We start from the raw sequence: 17,904 nt of genomic DNA, 5'->3' as shown, positions 1-17,904 counted from the left end.
GACTTTCGCCGCAGCTGTGTCGGCGGGCCCGCGCATCAGGCTTTCAACATCAGGCCTGGGCGGCGAGGACGCGACGCTCCCACGGGCTGATCTCGTCGAAGAAGCTGGTCAGCTCCATGGACTTGGTCGCGCAGTAGCCATCGATGAACTCGTTGCCGAACACCTCGCGGGCCAGTTCGCTGCGTTTGAGACGCTGCATCGCGTCGTACATCGTGCAGGGCAGCAGCAACTCATCCGGCACCTCGAACTCACCCTGGATCGGCGCGGTGGGTTCGAGCGTCTGCTCGATGCCGTGCAGGCCGGCGGCCAGGCTCGCGGCAATGGCCAGGTAGGGGTTGGCGTCGGCGCCGGCCAGGCGGTTCTCCACCCGCCGGGCCACCGGCGCACTGGCCGGAATGCGCAGTCCGGCGGCGCGGTTGTCGTGGGACCAGCAGGCATTGTTCGGCGAGGCGTACGGGTGACACAGGCGCTGGAAGGAGTTCACGTTCGGCGCGAACAGCAGGGTGAAGTCCGCCAGACAAGCCTGCTGGCCGCCGATGAAATACCGGAACGCCGGCGTGGCCTCGCCGCCTGCATCGGTGAAGATGTTGCGGCCGTCGCCATCGACGACGCTCTGGTGGATATGCATCGAACTGCCCGGCGTATGCGCCAATGGCTTGGCCATGCACACCACGATCAGGCCGTGCTTGAGCGCCACTTCCTTGAGCAGATGCTTGAACAGGAAGGTCTGGTCGGCCAGCAGCACCGGATCGCCATGCAGGAAGTTGATCTCGAACTGGGTGGTGCCCATCTCGTGCATGAAGGTGTCGCGCTCCAGACCGACCGCTTCCATGCAGCGGTAGACGTCCTGGAAGAAGGGACGCAGGCCATTGTTGGAGGACACGCTGAAGGCCGAGTGGCCGATCTCGCGGCGCCCATCGAGGCCGACCGGCGCCTGGAAGGCTTCGTTGGCGTCGGGGTTGGGGGCGAAGACGAAGAACTCCAGTTCGGTCGCTACCACCGGGCTCCAGCCGCGCTCGGCGTAGCGCGCGACCACCTGCTTGAGCAGGCCGCGGGTGGACAGGCCGGAAGGCTTGCCGTCGAGTTCCACCGCATCGCAGATGGCGAAGGCGCGGGGTTCGTCGCTCCAGGGCAGACGGTGAATCTGGGTCGGCTCGGCGATCAGGGCGAGGTCGCCATCGTCGCTGCCGTAGTACTTGGCCGGCGGATAACCGCCCATGATGCATTGCAGCAGAACGCCGCGCGCCAGTTGCAGCCGGCGCCCGGTGAGGAAGCCCTCGCCGGTCATCACCTTGCCACGCGGCACCCCGTTGAGGTCGGGGGTGACGCACTCGATCTCTTCCACTCCAGCCAGGCGTTCGGCGAGTGGGTTCGCTAGATCGCTACTCATGACTTCTTATCCTTGTTCTTCTTGTCCTTGTCACAGGACGCCGCGCGAGGTGCGCGAGCCCGTACAAAATACGCACCACGCGTTCGATATTTCAAGCGGGCCGAAGATCGGATATACCTTGCCGGATCGCAGGCAGGACACGTGTAGGAGCGAGCTTGCTCGCGAACCCGCCCGGCTTCCGAGTCGGCGGATGGTCTGTTCGCGAGCAAGCTCGCTCCTACAAGGTGAGTACACGCCAATCAGAACAGATGGGTGAACAGCCAGTAGAGCGAAGCGGAGAGCACGATGGCCGCCGGCAGGGTCAGCACCCAGGCCATCAGCAGGTTGCGGATGGTGCGCATCTGCAGGCCAGAGCCGTTGGCCGCCATGGTGCCGGCCACACCCGAGGACAACACGTGGGTCGTCGACACCGGCAACCCGTACATGTCCGCCGCGCCGATGGTCATCATCGCCACCAGTTCCGCCGAGGCGCCCTGGGCGTACGTCAGGTGGGTCTTGCCGATCTTCTCGCCGACGGTGACCACGATGCGCTTCCAGCCGACCATGGTGCCCAGGCCGAGGGCGATGGCCACGGCGACCTTCACCCAGAGCGGGATGAAGCGGGTCGACTCGTCGATCTTACCCTTGAACGCGGCCAGCTTGCTGGTGGTGTCCGCGTCGAAGTTGCCGACCTTGTCCTTGTCCATCAGGCGGATCGCCTCGCTGGTCAGGTACATGTCGTTACGCACGTTGCCCATGGCTTCGGCCGGCACGCGGGCCAGGCTGCCGTAGCCCTTCACTTCCGCGCCGATGGCGCCGGTCAGCGCCGCCAGGGACGGGATCAGCTCCGGCTTGGCTTCCTTGGTGCGTACGTATTCCGACAGCACCGCACGCGGGTCGGCCGGCGCCGGCTGCGGCGCGGCGCGGACCAACGCCTGCTGGGTAACTTCGGCAACGGCCACGAACTGCACGGTCTGGTCCGCCGGCATGGTGCGGTTCAGCGCGTAGGCCATCGGCAAGGTGCCGACCAGGATCAGCATGATCAGGCCCATGCCCTTCTGCCCGTCGTTGGAGCCGTGGGCGAACGACACACCGGTGCAGGTGAGGATCAGCAGGCCGCGAATCCACCACGGCGGCGGCGTCTTGCCCTTGGGCGCCTTGTACAGCGCGCGGTTCTTCACCAGCAGGCGCAGCGCCAGCAGCAGGAGCGCGGCGCAGACGAAGCCGATCAGCGGCGAGAGCAACAGCGAGTAGCCGACCTTGGTCGCCTGCGCCCAGTCGACGCCGCTGGTGCCGTCGCGGCCGTGCATCAGCGCATTGGCAATACCGACGCCGATGATCGAGCCGATCAACGTGTGCGAGGACGATGCCGGCAGGCCCAGCCACCAGGTGCCGAGGTTCCACAGGATGGCGGCGATCAGCAGGGCGAAGACCATGGCGAAGCCGGCCGAGGAACCGACCTGCAGGATCAGCTCAACCGGCAGCAGGGCGATGATGCCGAAGGCCACTGCGCCGCTGGAGAGCAGCACGCCGAGGAAGTTGAAGCAGCCCGACCAGACCACCGCGAAGTGCGGCGGCAGCGAGTGGGTATAGATGACCGTGGCCACCGCGTTGGCGGTGTCGTGGAAGCCGTTGACGAACTCGAAGCCCAGGGCGATGAACAAGGCGACCCCGAGCAGTAGGAATGGCGTCCAGGTGGTGACCGCGGTGGTGACGTCGTCGACGTCGCGCACCAGGCTCCAGGCCGAGAACAGCAGGCCGACGGCGAGCACGGCGAAGAAGATAAAGGCGGTGATGCGGCCGGGCTTGTGTTCCAGATGGGGCCGTTCTTCGACGACGGGAAGATCGCCGGCGGCCAGGGTATCGGTGGTCATGCTGGGAGTCCGCGTGGAGGGGTGTCCCGGTCATGATCGGCGGGGAATGTTACAAGTTGTGTCTCAGTCCCGGCATCGAACGCTGTAGGAGCGAGCTTGCTCGCGAAGTGCCTGACGCCGCGGCAATCGGCCAGGTTCGCGAGCAAGCTCGCTCCTACGAAAAGCGCTGCCCACCTGGCCTCAGTAAACCTCCGGCACCACGATTTCCCGTGGCGTCGGCGTACGCGAATAATCCTCGTGGCGCTGCCGCGCAGGCAGGATCACCGCCGGGTGCTCGACGTCCTCGTAGGGGATCAGTTTCAGCAGATGGCTGATGCAATTGAGCCGCGCGCGCTTCTTGTCGTCGGCCTGCACCACCCACCAGGGCGCCTCGGCAATGTGGGTGCGATCCAGCATGATTTCCTTGGCCTTGGTGTAAGCCTCCCAGCGGCGGCGCGACTCCAGGTCCATGGGGCTGAGCTTCCACTGCTTGAGCGGGTCGTGGATGCGGCTGAGAAAGCGCAGGTGCTGCTCGTCGTCGGAGATGGAGAACCAGTACTTGATCAACTGGATGCCCGAGCGCGCCAGCATGCGTTCGAACTCCGGCACGCTGCGGAAGAACTCCTCGTACTGCTCGTCGTTGCAGAACCCCATCACCCGTTCCACCCCGGCGCGGTTGTACCAGCTGCGGTCGAACAGGACGATCTCCCCCGCCGCCGGCAGGTGCGAGACGTAGCGCTGGAAGTACCACTGGGTCTGCTCGCGGTCATTCGGCGCGGGCAGCGCGGCGACCCGGCACACGCGCGGATTCAGGCGTTGGGTAATGCGCTTGATCACGCCGCCCTTGCCTGCCGCATCGCGGCCTTCAAAGAGGATCACCACCTTGTGGCCGGTCTTCACCACCCAGCTCTGCAGCTTCACCAGCTCGCCCTGCAGGCGGAACAGCTCGCTGAAGTAACGACGGCGGGCGAGCTTTTCCTCGTCGACGTCGGCGTGCTCGTCGAACAGTTCGTCGAGGTTGCGCACATCTTCCAGCAGTTCCAGTTCCAGCTCTTCATCGCTGTGGTCGAGCAGTTCACGGTGGATGCGGCGGATCACGGATTCATTGGTCAGGGGCATGGCGGCGGCCTACGCGTCGGGGCTTTGCCGCCAGACTAGGGGCGCTCGGTGTCAGGCTGGTGACAGCGGTCGCCCTGTAGGAGCGAGCTTGCTCGCGAACCGCACAACTCCGGGGTGGGGGCCGGAGAACACTGTTCGCGAGCAAGCTCGCTCCTACAAAAGCACTCCGGCTACCGATGTTCCTCTACTGCTCGCGCAACTCCATCACCTTCAACTCCGGATCAGCCTTGATCTGCTCGTCGGTAAACGGCAACTCAGGCCATTGCTGCCGGGCGAAAAGCTCCGTCTGGTCCCGATGATGCGGCGAGCTCGGCTCGCTGGACTGCGAGAACGCCAGCAACCCACGCGCCTTCGGCCCGTCGGCGGTGAAGTCCACCAACTGGATATAGCTGCTGCCACTGAGCACACGGTAATGGTCGCCCTGCCACTCCGAGGTGATGGCGTTGTACACGCCCTCGTTGCCGGTGCCGCCAGGGATGCCCAGCGGGTTGGCGACATCGCCGGTCAGTTGCAGCTCGCCCCACTTCTCGTCCGCGCGGATGCGGCGGCCGTCGATCTCCTGCGCGGCCGCTACCAGCGCCTGCTGCGCCTGCTGGCGTACCTCCGGCTTGTCCAGGGCGATACCCGAAGGCGTGGCCAGCGGCAGCTTGGGATCGAAGGGCAGGCGCCAACCACCGTCGATCGTCAGGAAGCGCGCGACAAAGGCCTGGAAGTAGGCGAAGCCCGGATTGCTGTCGAGGTTGACGTGACGGTCCCACGAACCCAGCGCTGCGCAGGCCGCCTCGGTGCCCGCGGTGGCCGGCTTGCACAGTTGCAGCAGGTCGTCGAGAAGCATGTCGGCAACGTAGACGCGGTTGTCGGTGACCATCTTCTGCAGATCGTCCGGACCGATCTTGCCATCTCCCTTCAACCGCTCCAGGGCGAAGCGCGCACGGGCGCTGACCGGAACCGAATCGCGACTCACCAGTGGCGAGAAGCCGGTCAGCGGCTGCGCCGGGTTGCTCATCCAGGCACTGTCGTTGGAGTTCTGCACGAAGTCCTCGCGCGCAAGCGCCGGCATCTGCTCCGGCGGCGTCAGCCCGGCGTGACGGCTCCCCGGCGCGCTCGACCAGTTGCACGCGCGGCGCCCGCCCTGCAGCACCGGCAAGCCCTGGAACTCGGTAATGGCGCAGTCGGCCAGTTGCTGCTGGCTCAGGTACGGCACCACCGACTGGTTGAGGTAGAGCACGTTGCCCTCGGCGTTGGTGGCCAGGGTGTTGACCCAGGGAATGCCCTGCACATGCTCGATGCTGTCACGCAACTCATCCAGGCTGCGCGCGTGATCGATGGCGTACCACTGCTGCAGCACGCGGTCGTTGCCCAGGTTGGCGTCGCGCACTGCGAAGGCTTCGCTGGCGTTCCAGGGGAATTTTCCCGGCACGCTGAGCAGCGGGCCGTACTCGGACTCGTACAGCGTATGGCTGCGCACGCCCACGCGGCCGTTGGGTTCCAGCACGCGAACGCGCAGGGTGATTTCCTTCAGCGGCCGCGACTGGCCATCGACGCGATAGCTGTGCGGGTCCTGCGGATCGAGGTCGAGGCGGTACAGGGTGAAGTGGCTGGAGGTATCCACCGTGTGGCTCCAGGCCACGTCCTTGCTGAAACCGATATTCACCAGCGGCATGCCGGGCAGCGACGCGCCCATCACGTCGAGCTGGCCGGGAATGGTCAGGTGCATCTGGTAGAAGCGCAACGCCCCGAACCAGGGAAAGTGCGGGTTGGCCAACAGCAGGCCGTTGCCGTCCGCCGAGCGCTCGCTACCCACGGCGACGGCGTTACTGCCGTGGTCGCGGTGGAAGTTTTCGCGACGCTGCATCGCCGCCAGCACCTCGCCGTCACTGACCACCGATGTGCTCGCCTGCCCCGGCGGCGTGGCCGCCATCATGGCCTCGGCGAACTGTCCGGCGCCGGCTTGCACCAGCAAGCGACGGGTCAGGCGCAGCAGGTCGTCGGCCTCCAGCGGGCGCAGCCAGGCCTTGCCCGCGCACTGCGTGCCGGCGGCCTGGGTGTCCCACAGCCAGCGGTTGTAGCCGGCCGCGTAGCCATCGAGAAGGTCGCGGATCGGCTGCGGCTGCGCACTGCGCAGGCGGCGCAGCGATTCGTTGTCGTTGAGCCAGGTGTAGAAGAAGTCCGAAGGCAGGTTGCCGATGCCGGCGGAGGATTTGCCCTCCACGCCGAAGTAACGCGAACGCTCTCCGCGCGCAGTGAGGACTTCCTCGGCCAGCAGGCAGGCGTTGTCGCGGGCGTAGGCGTAGCCGATGCCATAGCCCAGGCCCAGTTCGTCCCTGGCCTGGATGTGCGGAATGCCGTAACGGGTCCAGCGGATCTGCGCCTCGAGTTCGGCGCCATAGGCCAGCGCGGGCAGTCCGGTAGCCAGCAGGCTGCCGGCCACGGCGGCCAGTCGGAAGGTCTTGCTCATTGATTCCCTCAATGCTCGGATGACGGCCGGATGCCCGGCCAGGGGCACTCGGCCGCGCCGCTTGCGCGGTGCCGGTGCAAGGGTTGGATGGCGGCTCACGCCGGCCAATGCAGTGCGCTGAAGGTCATCGCGCCGCGCCTTCCGAGGCACGCGTGCAGGCAGGTTGCTGAGGACATGGATTCTCCTTTTCTTGTTGGGCGCCTCACGAAAAATGGCGATGCGCCTCTTGAGGGCAACGGATGGGAAGCGCGCGAAATTAACCCGCAACCGATGGCAATCGGCCACACCAGGAGGCTCTATCTCGCGGCTTTCGCCCATTGCAGAGGCGTCGCGGGCGGTTCGACTTCAGGGCGCCGGGAGGGTTCCGGACTGACGTTTCCAACGACCGGGCGACTGCCCCGTCCAGCGCTGGAAGGCCCGGGAAAAACTCGCCGCCTCGGCGTACCCCAGGCACTGGGCTATGCCGTGCAGATCCATGCGCGATTCGCGCAGAAGCCGCTCGGCCAAGCGCTGTTTGATGCCGTCATTGAGCACCTGCAGGCTTTGCCCCTCCTCTGCGAGACGCCGTTGCAGCGTGCGCTCGGAAAGCCCCATGCGTGCGGCCACCGCCGCCGCACCGAGCAGGCTGGCGGAATCGCCCAACAGCAATTGCTGGACCTGCCGCGCAGTCGGTGTGCTGGCCAGGGTCAATGCCAGTTCTCCACAGAGGCGTTCGCAGAGTTGCTCACCGCTGTCGCGGGCGCTGATCTGCGCTTGCGGCAGCGGCGCCTGCAAGTCTTCCAGGGCAAAGAGCATGGCGTTGCGCGGCGCATCGAACACCGGCTCGATGCCGAAAGTGTCGAGGAACGGCGAGATGTCCGCGGGTGCCGCGCTGCGCAACTCAATGGCCAGCGGCTGCAAGGATCGCTGGAGTAGCTCGCCGGAAAGTTGCCAGCACCCGGCAATGCCCCGCTCCACCACGAAGGCGCGGGCATCCTCGGGCAACACGCGGTCGTCGTACACCAGCCAAAGCCCGCGAGCCTCCGTCTCGCTGCTCACCGGGCAGAGCGTCAGCGCCAGGCTCTGGAAGCGGCCGAAGGTCTCGAAGGCTTCCTCCAAGGTGCGGCTGGCAAGCATGGTGAATCCCAGCAGCCCCAACGAGGTGAGGTGATAGCGCCGTCCCGTCGCCAACCCAAGACCGGGACGGCTGACCCGCTGCAGCAGATTGCGAATCACCGCCAGTTCCTGCCAGGCCTGGATGCGCCCGGCGCGCGCCTGCAGGTCGGCCAGGGCGATGGCGCTGCCCACCAGGCAATCGTCCGCAGCGATGCCTTCGTCCCGGGCGCTGTCGAGCAGGTACTGCACTCCGGTGATTTCGCGGGTCTGGCGCCAGTCCATCAAGAATGCCTCGCTGACCGTTGCATGGCGGAGAAAGTCAATTTTTGGCGGGCTTGATCATGGAAGAAAGTGACGGCGCTGACCATGCTTCAGGTGCCAATAACACTCACAAGAGGCTTCCCCATGTTCGAGTTCTTCTACGCGCTGCCGAGCCAGAACCGCGCCGCCGAGTACAAGCACTTCCGCATCGTCCCGGCCACCGGCGCGATCGGTGCGGACGTCAGCGACGTCGACCTGACCACGCTGGACGAAGCCGGCTACGCCGAGCTGCGCCAGGCGCTGCTGGCGCACAAGGTGCTGTTCATCCGCGGGCAGAATCTCAGCGTGGAGAGCCTCGAAGCCGTCACCCTGCGCTTTGGCGAATTTGGCCGCGAACCCTATGTGGTCGGCATGGAGGACCACCCGCATGTGGTGCGGGTGGTGAAGGAAGCCAACGAGAAGACCCCGGTGGTGTTCGGCGGCGCCTGGCACAGCGACTGGTCGTTCCAGGAGCGCCCGCCGGCCTTCACCCTGCTCTACGGCCATGACATCCCGCCGTTCGGCGGCGACACCCTCTACGCCAACCTGGCGCTGGCGTACGAATGGCTGTCACCGAAACTGCGCGCGCAACTGGAAACCCTCGACGCCATCCACAGCCCCGAACGCGCCTACGGCGCCGAGGCCAAGCACAACGACCTGATGGAAAACATGGCGGTGCGCTATGGCAGCCACGACGGCGAAGTGCGCTCGCACCCGCTGGTAACCAAACACCCGGAGACCGGCAAGAAAGTCCTCTACATCAACCCGGCCTACACCAGCGGCATCAAGGGCATGCGCCCGGCCGAGTCGCAGCCGCTGCTGGACTACCTGTTCGGCATCGCCACCCAGCCGGCCTTCACCTGCCGCATGCGCTGGAGCGCCGGCACCCTGGCGATCTGGGACAACCGCAGCACCTGGCACTACCCGGTGTCGGACTACCACGGCATGCGGCGGGAGATGTATCGCACCACCGTGGTGGGCGAAATCCCCAGCCGCTGACGTACGGCGCTTCGCTTTTCGTAGGAGCGGGCTTGCTCGCGAACGGTGCTTCCCGGCGACTCCGAAGCGAAGCGGTTCGCGAGCAAGCTCGCTCCTACAGTCTCGTGACTGCGTCGGGGCGGATAACCTGGGACAGGTTATCCGCCCTACGGAAATCGTCGCCGCTACCACTCCGCCCCGAACCGCCCAGCCTGCTCGCGCAACATCCCCCGCAGCAACTGTGCAGCAGGTGAGAGATAAGCCCCTTCCCGCACCGCCAGGCCAATCGTCCGCGTCAGCGTCGTCTCGGCCAACTGTACCTCGCGCAGCTGGTCCATGCCGTGCCCGCCGGCCAGCGCCTCGCGCGCGATGAAGCTGAGCAGGCGGGTGCGGGCGATCAGGTTGGGCAGCATGGGGATCGCATTGGTCTCGATCTGCACCTGCGGCATGGGCAACTGGTGAGCCTGGAAGGTGGCATCCATCCAGCGCCGCGACGACACCCCGGTGGCCGGCAGCACCCAGCGATAACGGCAGAGGTCGGCCATGGCTACGGGTGCGTCGAAGATCGGATGGTCACGACTGGCAACCACCACTACCTGGTCCTGCAGCAGCGGCTCGCTGCTCAGTTGCGGGTCGTCGACGATTCGCGAGCAGATCGCCATGTCCAACCGCCCGCTGCGCAACGCCTCGCGCAACACATCGTCCTGCCCCAGCACCAGACTCATGGTGACATCCGGCGCGCGGGCCAGCAGGTCTTCGGTCAAGCGCGGCAAAAGGTACTCGGCCATGGTCGCCGCGCAGCCGAGTCGGATATTGCCCACCACCCCACTAGCGAAATCGCGCACCTCGCGGCGGGTTTCCTCGATGTCCTGACGCAATTGCCTGGCACGTTGCAGCATCAATTCGCCGGCCGGTGTCAGTCGAATCCGTCGGCCATCGCGCTGGAACAACCGCGCACCCAGGGATTCCTCCAGGCGCTGGATACTCTTGGTCAGTGCCGGTTGGCTACGTCCCAGGCGCTCGGCGGCGCGGCCCAGGTGGCCGAGCTCGGCGATGGTTTCGAAATAGGCGAGATCGCGCAGGTCCATGGTGGCCAACCGATAAATTTCAGGAATGGATTCATGACTATTAGAAAATAGACTTGATCGATCCGGCTACCGATAATTTTTCCGTCTTCCCCCGCCCGGAGCCGTCCGTGTCCAGCCGCCCAGCCCTCTCCACCGCCCGCATCCCCGTCAGTCTGCAATGGCTGGCCCTGGCGCTCGGGGCTGGAGGCGCCGGGCAGTTGCTAGGCTGGCTCGGCATCCCCGCCGCGCTGTTCCTCGGCCCCATGCTGGTGGCCATCGCCTTTGGTGTCAGCGGCGCGGAAATCCGTCTGCCACGCAGCGCCTTCCGTCTCAGCCAGGGCTGCATCGGCCTGCTGGTTGCCCATGCGATGAGCTGGTCGGTGCTGCAGGCGATGGTCGCTTCCTGGCCGCTGATGCTCAGCGCCACGGTGCTCACCGTGCTGCTCTCCGCCGCCGTCAGCTACGCCATGGTGCGCTTCGGCGGTATCCCCGGCAGCACCGCTGCCTGGGGTACCGCACCGGGTGGCGCCGCGGCGATGGTGTCGATGGCCGAAGCCAACGGCGCCGATCCGCGCGTGGTCGCCACCATGCAGTACGTGCGGGTGGTCTGCGTGGTCATGGCCGGTGCCCTGGCCGGGCGGCTCCTGGGCATCGAAGGCGGCGGCTCGGTAGCGCACAGCACGCCGATCATCGATACCGCAACGTTGCCCGATCTGATCAACTGCCTGCTGCTGATCTTCGTCTGCACCACCGCTGGCGCAAAGTTACCGGCCGGGCCGCTGCTGGTGCCGCTGGTGGCCGGTGCCGTGCTGCAGCTCACCGGCGTACTGCACATCACCCTGCCGCACTGGTTGCTGGCCACCGCCTACGGCGTGATCGGCTGCTACATCGGCCTGCGCTTCGACCGCGAAAGCCTGGCCTATGTCGGCCGCCACCTGCCGGCCATGATCGTCAGCGCAGTCGGGCTGATCGTCAGTTGTGCGCTGTTCGCCTGGGCGCTTGCGGCCATCACCGGGATGGACTTCCTTTCCCTTTACCTCGCCACCAGCCCCGGCGGCCTGGACGCCATGGCGATCATCGCGGTGGATACCCACTCCGACGTCGGCCTGGTGCTCGCGATGCAGACACTGCGGCTGTTCGTGGTGTTGTTCACCGGGGTGTGGGTGGCGCGCCAAGTCGTACGCCTGAGCCACGTCTGACCTGTAGGAGCGAGCTTGCTCGCGAACCGCCCAACCTTGTAGCTGCCGGCTGACGCCATTCGCGAGCAAGCTCGCTCCTACAAAGTGCGCCCATCCGGGATCTTGTGCCGGCGAACCCACCCCCGCTAAGGTCGTCGCTCGTTATCGAGCGAGCCCGTCATGGATAGCCTTCGCCACCACCCCATCCGCTTCCACGTCACCCACTGGAGCGACGACCCGTTCAGCCGTGGCGCCTACAGCAGCCTGCTGCCCGGCGGCACACCGGAACATCGGCGCAGCCTCGGCGAAGTGCTGGACGGCAAGCTGGTGCTGGCCGGCGAGGCCTGCAATCCCGTCGCTCCGGCCATGACCCATGGCGCCTGGAACGACGGCCTGCGCGCCGCCCGAATCGCCATCGAAGCCGGCGCCCGCCGCGTGCTGGTGATCGGCGCGGGATTCGCCGGCCTGGCCGCGGCGCGGCACCTGCGGGAGGCCGGCATCGAGTGCGTGGTGCTGGAAGCCCGCGACCGCCTCGGTGGGCGCGTCCACAGCATTGCCCTGGGCCCGGTTTGGGTGGACGAAGGCGCCGCCTGGCTGCAACAGTTCAACGACAACCCCCTGGCCATCCATGCCCGGCAGCTTGGCCTGCCGTTGCGGGAAACCGATTTCGGCCAACCCCTGGCCGCGGCAGCGGATGGCACGCTGCCCGACATCGATGCTGCCTGGGAGGCCCTGCGCGCGGGGATCGACCGCAGCCTGCCGCTGGCCGATGGCGTGGCGCGCTATCTCGAATCACGTGATGAAGCTGTCCGCCGCGCCACTCGCTTCGCCCTGGACGCCAACCTGATCCTGGAGGCCTGCCTGCCGCTGGAATCGTTGTCGGTCGATGCACTCGACGAAGAAGGTGTCGGCGCCGGCGACCGCTTCCTGCCGCAGGGGTATTCACAGCTGGTCGCGCATCTTGCCGAAGGGCTGGATATCCGCCTCAACCGGCCGGCGACCGCCATCGACTGGTCTGGCGATCAGGTGCGAGTGGCGGATGAAAGCGCCGACTTCTGCATCTGCACCGTGCCCATCGGCGTACTGCGCGATATTCACTTCAATCCGCCTTTGCCACCCGCGCAGCAGAATGCGCTCGACCACCTGGGCATGGGGCAACTTGAGAAAGTCGTGCTGCAATTCGACGAGCGCTGGTGGCCGGTTTCGCCGTCGGGTTACCTGCGCTGGTACGACACGCCGGCCAGCTTCGGTGAGTGGCTGGACCTCACCGACGCCGTAGGTACACCGACCGTTGCCGGGCTGATCGCGGCGGATGCACTGGAGCGGGTGTTTGCCGGGCGCAGCGACGAGGAGATTGCGCTCGTGGCCTGTGAAGCTTTGCAGGCATGGGCAGACGCCCTACGGAGATTGTAGGAGCGAGCTTGCTCGCGAACAGCATCCCTCGAAGTGACAGTGCTTGGCGGTTCGCGAGCAAGCTCGCTCCTACAGGTACGTGCCGGGCGTCGCCCGCCAGAAGCAGTTGAGATTTGCAAACCAGCACCGGCCGGCAAAGAGCGAGCCCACGGCAGCGGTTACAACCCCTCCAGCGTCAGGTCGACCAACCGCTCGACATACGCCACCTCCAGCTCCTCGCCGGAAAACAGGATGCGGTACACCAGCGGCGCCATCAGACGATCGACGATGCGGTCGACCTGCGGCAACTTCCATGAACGTGGTGCGCTGATGGCAAGCTTCTATGTGCTGAGCTACCTGGCCTTCAGCGTGCCGGCGATTCTTGCCGGGCTGGCGATCCAGCGCTACGGCCTGATCGCCACCACCAACGGCTATGCGAGCCTGCAGATTCTCGCGGCCTCGCTGGTCCTGCTGCTGTCCTTGCGCACGCCCGCCGCACAGAAGGCGCAGGCCTGAGTCAGGCCGCCTCGCGGGCTCGCAGGAAGTCGTAGAGCCCGCGCACCGCCGGCTGCTCCAGCGCCTGGGCGGAATGGCAGAGGCCAATGCGGCGTACGGGTAGGGGAAGATTCAGGCTCCCACTCCGAACTGCCGGAGCGCCGCTCAGCAGCGAGGCGGGCAGGATGGCTGCGCCCAGACCGGCGTTGGTCAGCCGAAGGGCAAGATTCAGCGTGCTGGCCTGCGCTACCACGGGTGCGCTGCCATAGGCCGTCATCAGTCGCTGGTGGGACGGGTGCGACGGGCAGGTGATCCATGCGTCGACCTGTGCACGTCCGTCACCTGGCGGCAGCGCCAGCACGTAGGGGTCGTCCCAGACCGGGACGAAAAGCTCGTCTTCGCAACAGAACTCCTCCGCTGCCAGCCGAGCATCCCCCACACAACCTTCTTCCAGATGCAGCTGCAGGTTCGGGATCGCCTGCTGCACCAGGCCGACGAAACTCTCCACCTGCCCGGCGCTGATGTCCCCTTCCACGCCCAGGTGCAGTGGCTGTCGCTCCGACGACTGGCGGAACAGGTTGCGCAACCCGTCCGCCTCGGCGAGCAAGGCACGGGCGCGCGGGTACAGGGTACGTGCCGCTTCGCTGACATCCACGCCGCGTGGCTGGCGCACGAACAGCTCGGTGCCCAGGCTCTCCTCCAACTGGCGCACGGTAGCGGACAGCGTGGGCTGGCTGACGAACAGGCGCTGCGCAGCGGCGGTGATGTTGCGCTCCTCGAAGACCGCGACGAAGGCGGCGAGCTGTCGAATATCCATAGGAAATCCCGATGCCAGACACAGGAATAAGCCATTTTTCAGGCGAATTATTGCTAAATATACTTCACTGCATCGTTTAGGCATCCAGATTTTCGATTGCAGGAGAACCACCATGAGCAAGCCCCTGATCATCGTCACCGGCGCCAGTTCCGGTATCGGCGAAGCCACCGCCCGCCTCTTCGCCGAGCAGGGCCACCCCCTGCTGTTGCTGGCCCGGCGCATTGACCGACTGGAAGCGCTGAAGCTGCCCAACGCGCTGTGCCGAGCAGTGGACGTGACCGACCGCGAGGCGCTGCTGGCTGCCGTGGCGGATGCCGAGAAGCGCTTCGGGCCAGCCGACGCGCTGGTGAACAATGCCGGCGTGATGCTGCTGGGCAATATGGTCGAGCAGGACCCGGCCGAGTGGGAGCGCATGCTCGACGTCAACGTGAAGGGCCTGCTCAACGGTGTGCACGCCGTGCTCAAGGGCATGGTCGAGCGCAACCAGGGCACCGTGATCAATGTCAGCTCGGTGGCTGGGCGCAAGACTTTCCCCAACCATGTCGCCTACGTTGGTACCAAGTTCGCGGTGCACGCGATCTCCGAAAACCTGCGAGAGGAAGTCGCGGCGCATAACGTCCGCGTCGTCACCATCGCCCCCGGCGCGGTGGAGACCGAACTGCTCAGCCACACCACCGACGAGGCGATCAAGAGCGGCTACCAGGACTGGAAGCGCGAGATGGGCGGCAAGGTGCTCAGCGCCGAGGACGTGGCCAACGCCATCGGCTACGCCTACAACCAGCCACAGGGCGTGTGCATTCGCGAGATCGTGCTGGCGGCGACGCGGCAGCAGGCGTGATCGGCGCCAGGCCCGCCCAGCCCTCCCCTTGAGGGAGGGGCCCAGGCATTTGCAGGAGCGGACTCCGTTCGCGATCGGCTGATCCCATCGCCAGGATCATCCGCAGAGCGGCGATTACACATCGCGGACTGAGTCCACTCCTACGCACCAATCAACCGATCTGGCGCGCTGCCCAGCGGCGGTACTGCTTGGCCCGGCGCAACGTGCGCCATTGCTCCATCACCAAGGTGCGCCACGGCGAGGCCTGCGGGTTGGGCGCGCGGCGGGCGCCGATGCGGTGCAGCTGCAGCTTGACCAGCGCCATGTAGGCCAGCGCCGCCAACGGCTTGGAGCGCCAGCGGATCGCCGGTAGCTGTGGTTGGGTCTGGCTGCCGCGCTGCCAGTGCAGAACCAGCTGCGGCTCCAGCGCCAGGGCGGTGCCGATACCGACCATCTCCAGCCCGCTATCCAGCACCTGCTCCGCCACCGGCAGACGACGGATGCCGCCAGTCACCATCAGCGGCATGCGCGCCGCTTTGCGCATCTCGCGGGCGAACTCGAGGAAGTAAGCCTCCCGCGCCAGGGTGCGGCCATCGCGGGCATCGCCCTGCATGGCCGGCGCCTCGTAGCTGCCGCCGGAGAGCTCGACCAGGTCGACCTGTTCGTCGTTCAACCACTCGATCACCTGGCACGCATCACTGGCGTCGAAGCCGCCGCGCTGGAAATCGGCGGAGTTGATCTTCACCCCCACGCAAAACGCCGGCGACACCTCGGCACGGACAGCGCGAACGACCTCCAGCAACAGGCGCGCGCGATTTTCCAGCGAGCCTCCCCAGCGGTCCTGGCGCTTGTTGGCCAGCGGCGAGAGGAACTGGCTGAGCAGGTAGCCGTGCGCTGCATGGATCTGCACGCCGGTGAAACCGGCCTGTTCAGAAAGCTTTGCAGCGCGGACGAAGCGCCGAATCACCTCGGCGATATCGTCCTCGGTCATCTCGCGGGCAACAGCAAACAGCTTGGAGAACTTGCCCATCTCCAGCGGCACAACCGAGGGCGCAATGGCCCCCTGGCCGAGGTTGGTCTGCACCTGGCGACCGGGATGGTTCAACTGCAACCAGAACTGCGCGCCGCGGGAACGACCGATGCGCGCCCATTCGCGGAAGCGCTCCAGATGGCGGTCGTTTTCCAGCACCACGCCGCCGGGGCCGGTCATGGCGCGGCCGTCGATCATCACGTTGCCGCTGAGGATCAGGCCGACGCCGCCATCCGCCCAGGCCTGGTAAAGGCGCAGCAGCTCGGCCGAGGGCGCCTGGTCGGCGTCGGCCATATTCTCTTCCATGGCGGCCTTGGCGATACGATTGGGGACTTCGCCGCCGTTGGGCAGGCGCAGGGGCTGGAAAGGCGACATGAGGCGACTCCGAGGTTGTGGTGCCAGCAAGGCTAAGTTTAAAGTTCACTTCAAGGTCAAGCCCCTTTCGGAGCCCAGCATGAAAATCGGTGAACTGGCCAACCTCAGCGGCCTCGCTCCCTCGCGCATCCGCTTCTACGAAGCCAGCGGGCTGATCGCCCCGGCGCGGCGCCTGGCCAACGGCTACCGCGCCTACCCGCCGGAGACCCTCGACCTGCTGGAGATCATCCGCAGCGCCCAGCAGACCGGCTTCAGCCTGGAGGAAATCCGCAACCTGCTGCCGCACTCCAATCCCATCGAGAACGGCCACGGCGAACTGGTCGCTGGCCTGCGCCGCAAGGTTGCGGAAATCGAAGCGATGGAGCAGCAGTTGCGGCAGAACCGCGAGCGCTTGCTGGCGGTGATCGACGGGATCGAGAACAAGCCCGAGGGCATGGGCTGTGCAGCGAATGCCGAGCGCATGCTGGCGGAAATTCGCGAACGCAAGGCGCGGCGCTGATACAGAACCTGTAGGAGCGAGCTTGCTCGCGAACGGTACTCCCAGGCCACTCCGGCGCGAAGCGGTTCGCGAGCAAGCTCGCTCCTACGAAAAGCCGCTGGCAGCCGATTGCTTCTTTCGGCTCGCGTAGGAGCGGACTCCGTCCGCGATCGATTCCCGGCAACGCTGAGCTGGCCGGTTGGACATCGCGGACAGAGTCCGCTCCTACATCACTTCCAACCCTCTAGGCGCAAGGTCGCGCGCACCAGGCGCTGCTCCTCCTGTTCGATCTCCCGCAGGTTGTCCCTGACGCCGTGGATATGTTCGCGGGCGGCACGCTGCGCCTGCTCCGGCTGGCGTTCGCAGATGGCGCGATACAGCCGCGCGTGCTGGCGGTCGATCTGGCGCTTCTGTGGTGGCCGGTTGTAGAGGTTGTTCACCGAGGCGAACACGGTGCTGAGCATCAGTTCATTGAGCGACTGCAGCGTGTGCACCAGCACCGGGTTGTGCGAGGCCTCGCTGATCGCCTGGTGGAAGGCGTGGTCGCGCCGGGCATGCTCGCGTGGGTCCAGCGGTTGCGGCTCGTCGAAAGCCGAGTGCATCTCCTCGAACCGCCGGCCGATCAGCAACAGGTCGACATCCGTGGCGCGCAAGGCGGCCAGCCGGGCAGACTCCCCTTCCAGCAGCGCGCGCACCTCCAGCAAGTCATAGAGCGTGCGCGGCTGCGAGCGGAACAGGTGCATCAGCGGTGAGACGTCGTCGGCGCCGGTCAGGTCTGCAACGAATGAACCCCGCCCCTGCTCGGTATCGACGATGCCGCGCCCGCGCAACGCACGCAGCCCCTCACGCAATGCCGAGCGCGAACAGCCGAGCTTCTCCACCAGGCGCCGTTCCGACGGTAGCGCCTGGCCGACCTTGAGCACGCCATCGACGATCAGGCGCTCGATCTTTTCCGCCACCTGATCGGCGACGCGCTGCTTGCCCTGCGGGTAAGTCGTCATCACAGCTCTCCACAACTGGTAGGACCAGTGCCTCTTCGCCCGTCCTGTCGCCAAGAACCCTAGCTGCGAGGACAGGGCCTTT

General features: G+C 66.3%; 16 protein-coding genes. 6 read left to right on the top strand and 10 right to left on the bottom strand.

Translation table 11 applies throughout. The annotated features are described in order from the left end of the window. Nucleotides 1-49: 49 nt before the first annotated feature. The 5 genes from AC2T4A_RS13630 to AC2T4A_RS13610 form a co-directional block, all read right to left on the bottom strand. Nucleotides 50-1,288 carry a glutamine synthetase family protein gene (locus tag AC2T4A_RS13630; RefSeq protein ID WP_486743680.1) on the bottom strand — a complete coding sequence of 413 codons (1,239 nt, stop codon included), beginning with the start codon at nucleotides 1,286-1,288 and terminating at the stop codon, nucleotides 50-52. A gap of 341 nt (nucleotides 1,289-1,629) precedes the next feature. Continuing rightward, nucleotides 1,630-3,243 (bottom strand): inorganic phosphate transporter, encoded by a 1,614-nt coding sequence (locus AC2T4A_RS13625; protein WP_416745160.1) that lies wholly within the window; start codon nucleotides 3,241-3,243, stop codon nucleotides 1,630-1,632. A gap of 180 nt (nucleotides 3,244-3,423) precedes the next feature. After that, nucleotides 3,424-4,341 (bottom strand): polyphosphate kinase 2, encoded by a 918-nt coding sequence (gene ppk2, locus AC2T4A_RS13620; RefSeq protein WP_416745161.1) that lies wholly within the window; start codon nucleotides 4,339-4,341, stop codon nucleotides 3,424-3,426. A 184-nt stretch (nucleotides 4,342-4,525) separates the two neighbouring features. Continuing rightward, the gene (pvdQ, locus tag AC2T4A_RS13615; RefSeq protein ID WP_486743510.1) at nucleotides 4,526-6,799 is read right to left on the bottom strand and encodes a bifunctional acylase PvdQ; all 2,274 of its coding nucleotides are present in this window, start codon (nucleotides 6,797-6,799) and stop codon (nucleotides 4,526-4,528) included. 345 nt (nucleotides 6,800-7,144) lie between these two features. After that, on the bottom strand, nucleotides 7,145-8,176 hold the full coding sequence (locus AC2T4A_RS13610) for an AraC family transcriptional regulator (RefSeq protein ID WP_486743509.1): 1,032 nt from the start codon (nucleotides 8,174-8,176) through the stop codon (nucleotides 7,145-7,147). A gap of 123 nt (nucleotides 8,177-8,299) precedes the next feature. Here AC2T4A_RS13610 and AC2T4A_RS13605 point away from each other — a divergent pair, with 123 nt between their 5' ends. Next, the gene (locus AC2T4A_RS13605) at nucleotides 8,300-9,193 is read left to right on the top strand and encodes a TauD/TfdA dioxygenase family protein (RefSeq protein ID WP_486743508.1); all 894 of its coding nucleotides are present in this window, start codon (nucleotides 8,300-8,302) and stop codon (nucleotides 9,191-9,193) included. 164 nt (nucleotides 9,194-9,357) lie between these two features. On the opposite strand, the gene AC2T4A_RS13600 is transcribed toward AC2T4A_RS13605, so the two are convergent. Then, nucleotides 9,358-10,260: a LysR family transcriptional regulator gene (locus AC2T4A_RS13600; protein WP_416745165.1), complete on the bottom strand. Its 903-nt coding sequence runs from the start codon at nucleotides 10,258-10,260 to the stop codon at nucleotides 9,358-9,360. A gap of 107 nt (nucleotides 10,261-10,367) precedes the next feature. Here AC2T4A_RS13600 and AC2T4A_RS13595 point away from each other — a divergent pair, with 107 nt between their 5' ends. Together AC2T4A_RS13595 and AC2T4A_RS13590 are read left to right on the top strand one after the other, a co-directional pair. After that, complete coding sequence (locus tag AC2T4A_RS13595) at nucleotides 10,368-11,438, top strand: AbrB family transcriptional regulator (protein WP_486743507.1); 1,071 nt, start codon at nucleotides 10,368-10,370, stop codon at nucleotides 11,436-11,438. A gap of 159 nt (nucleotides 11,439-11,597) precedes the next feature. After that, entirely contained in the window at nucleotides 11,598-12,830 is a 1,233-nt protein-coding gene (locus tag AC2T4A_RS13590) for a flavin monoamine oxidase family protein (RefSeq protein ID WP_416745167.1), read from the top strand. A 158-nt stretch (nucleotides 12,831-12,988) separates the two neighbouring features. Here the strand turns inward: AC2T4A_RS13590 and AC2T4A_RS13585 are convergent, their stop codons facing one another. Next, nucleotides 12,989-13,117 carry a hypothetical protein gene (locus AC2T4A_RS13585; protein ID WP_486743506.1) on the bottom strand — a complete coding sequence of 43 codons (129 nt, stop codon included), beginning with the start codon at nucleotides 13,115-13,117 and terminating at the stop codon, nucleotides 12,989-12,991. Between the two features lie 22 nt (nucleotides 13,118-13,139). Here AC2T4A_RS13585 and AC2T4A_RS13580 point away from each other — a divergent pair, with 22 nt between their 5' ends. Further along, complete coding sequence (locus tag AC2T4A_RS13580; protein WP_486743505.1) at nucleotides 13,140-13,325, top strand: hypothetical protein; 186 nt, start codon at nucleotides 13,140-13,142, stop codon at nucleotides 13,323-13,325. 1 nt (nucleotide 13,326) lies between these two features. Here the strand turns inward: AC2T4A_RS13580 and AC2T4A_RS13575 are convergent, their stop codons facing one another. Beyond that, entirely contained in the window at nucleotides 13,327-14,121 is a 795-nt protein-coding gene (locus tag AC2T4A_RS13575) for a LysR family transcriptional regulator (RefSeq protein WP_486743504.1), read from the bottom strand. A 112-nt stretch (nucleotides 14,122-14,233) separates the two neighbouring features. On the opposite strand from AC2T4A_RS13575, the gene AC2T4A_RS13570 reads away from it, so the two are divergent. Further along, entirely contained in the window at nucleotides 14,234-14,959 is a 726-nt protein-coding gene (locus AC2T4A_RS13570; RefSeq protein WP_486743503.1) for an SDR family oxidoreductase, read from the top strand. 151 nt (nucleotides 14,960-15,110) lie between these two features. On the opposite strand, the gene AC2T4A_RS13565 is transcribed toward AC2T4A_RS13570, so the two are convergent. Continuing rightward, a complete protein-coding gene (locus tag AC2T4A_RS13565) occupies nucleotides 15,111-16,343 on the bottom strand; it encodes an NADH:flavin oxidoreductase/NADH oxidase family protein (RefSeq protein ID WP_486743502.1) in 1,233 nt (410 codons plus the stop codon). A 79-nt stretch (nucleotides 16,344-16,422) separates the two neighbouring features. Between AC2T4A_RS13565 and AC2T4A_RS13560 the strand changes: the two genes are divergently transcribed. Next, on the top strand, nucleotides 16,423-16,842 hold the full coding sequence (locus tag AC2T4A_RS13560; RefSeq protein WP_486743501.1) for a MerR family transcriptional regulator: 420 nt from the start codon (nucleotides 16,423-16,425) through the stop codon (nucleotides 16,840-16,842). 209 nt (nucleotides 16,843-17,051) lie between these two features. On the opposite strand, the gene glcC is transcribed toward AC2T4A_RS13560, so the two are convergent. Then, nucleotides 17,052-17,822: a transcriptional regulator GlcC gene (glcC, locus tag AC2T4A_RS13555; protein WP_486743500.1), complete on the bottom strand. Its 771-nt coding sequence runs from the start codon at nucleotides 17,820-17,822 to the stop codon at nucleotides 17,052-17,054. Nucleotides 17,823-17,904: the final 82 nt, after the last annotated feature.

It is taken from the genome of Pseudomonas sp. PVC-3-1 (genome assembly GCF_057444315.1).
The sequence above is the reverse complement of the archived record's forward strand: the minus strand, read 5'-3'. Positions and strand labels throughout refer to the sequence as shown.

Coding starts and splice junctions, on each gene's coding strand:
- AC2T4A_RS13630 (WP_486743680.1), bottom strand. CDS start 1,288: ATGACCGGCGAGGGCTTCCTCACCGGGCGCCGGCTGCAACTGGCGCGC.
- AC2T4A_RS13625 (WP_416745160.1), bottom strand. CDS start 3,243: ATGACCACCGATACCCTGGCCGCCGGCGATCTTCCCGTCGTCGAAGAA.
- ppk2 (WP_416745161.1), bottom strand. CDS start 4,341: ATGCCCCTGACCAATGAATCCGTGATCCGCCGCATCCACCGTGAACTG.
- pvdQ (WP_486743510.1), bottom strand. CDS start 6,799: ATGAGCAAGACCTTCCGACTGGCCGCCGTGGCCGGCAGCCTGCTGGCT.
- AC2T4A_RS13610 (WP_486743509.1), bottom strand. CDS start 8,176: ATGGACTGGCGCCAGACCCGCGAAATCACCGGAGTGCAGTACCTGCTC.
- AC2T4A_RS13605 (WP_486743508.1), top strand. CDS start 8,300: ATGTTCGAGTTCTTCTACGCGCTGCCGAGCCAGAACCGCGCCGCCGAG.
- AC2T4A_RS13600 (WP_416745165.1), bottom strand. CDS start 10,260: ATGGACCTGCGCGATCTCGCCTATTTCGAAACCATCGCCGAGCTCGGC.
- AC2T4A_RS13590 (WP_416745167.1), top strand. CDS start 11,598: ATGGATAGCCTTCGCCACCACCCCATCCGCTTCCACGTCACCCACTGG.
- AC2T4A_RS13580 (WP_486743505.1), top strand. CDS start 13,140: ATGGCAAGCTTCTATGTGCTGAGCTACCTGGCCTTCAGCGTGCCGGCG.
- AC2T4A_RS13575 (WP_486743504.1), bottom strand. CDS start 14,121: ATGGATATTCGACAGCTCGCCGCCTTCGTCGCGGTCTTCGAGGAGCGC.
- AC2T4A_RS13570 (WP_486743503.1), top strand. CDS start 14,234: ATGAGCAAGCCCCTGATCATCGTCACCGGCGCCAGTTCCGGTATCGGC.
- AC2T4A_RS13565 (WP_486743502.1), bottom strand. CDS start 16,343: ATGTCGCCTTTCCAGCCCCTGCGCCTGCCCAACGGCGGCGAAGTCCCC.
- AC2T4A_RS13560 (WP_486743501.1), top strand. CDS start 16,423: ATGAAAATCGGTGAACTGGCCAACCTCAGCGGCCTCGCTCCCTCGCGC.
- glcC (WP_486743500.1), bottom strand. CDS start 17,822: ATGACGACTTACCCGCAGGGCAAGCAGCGCGTCGCCGATCAGGTGGCG.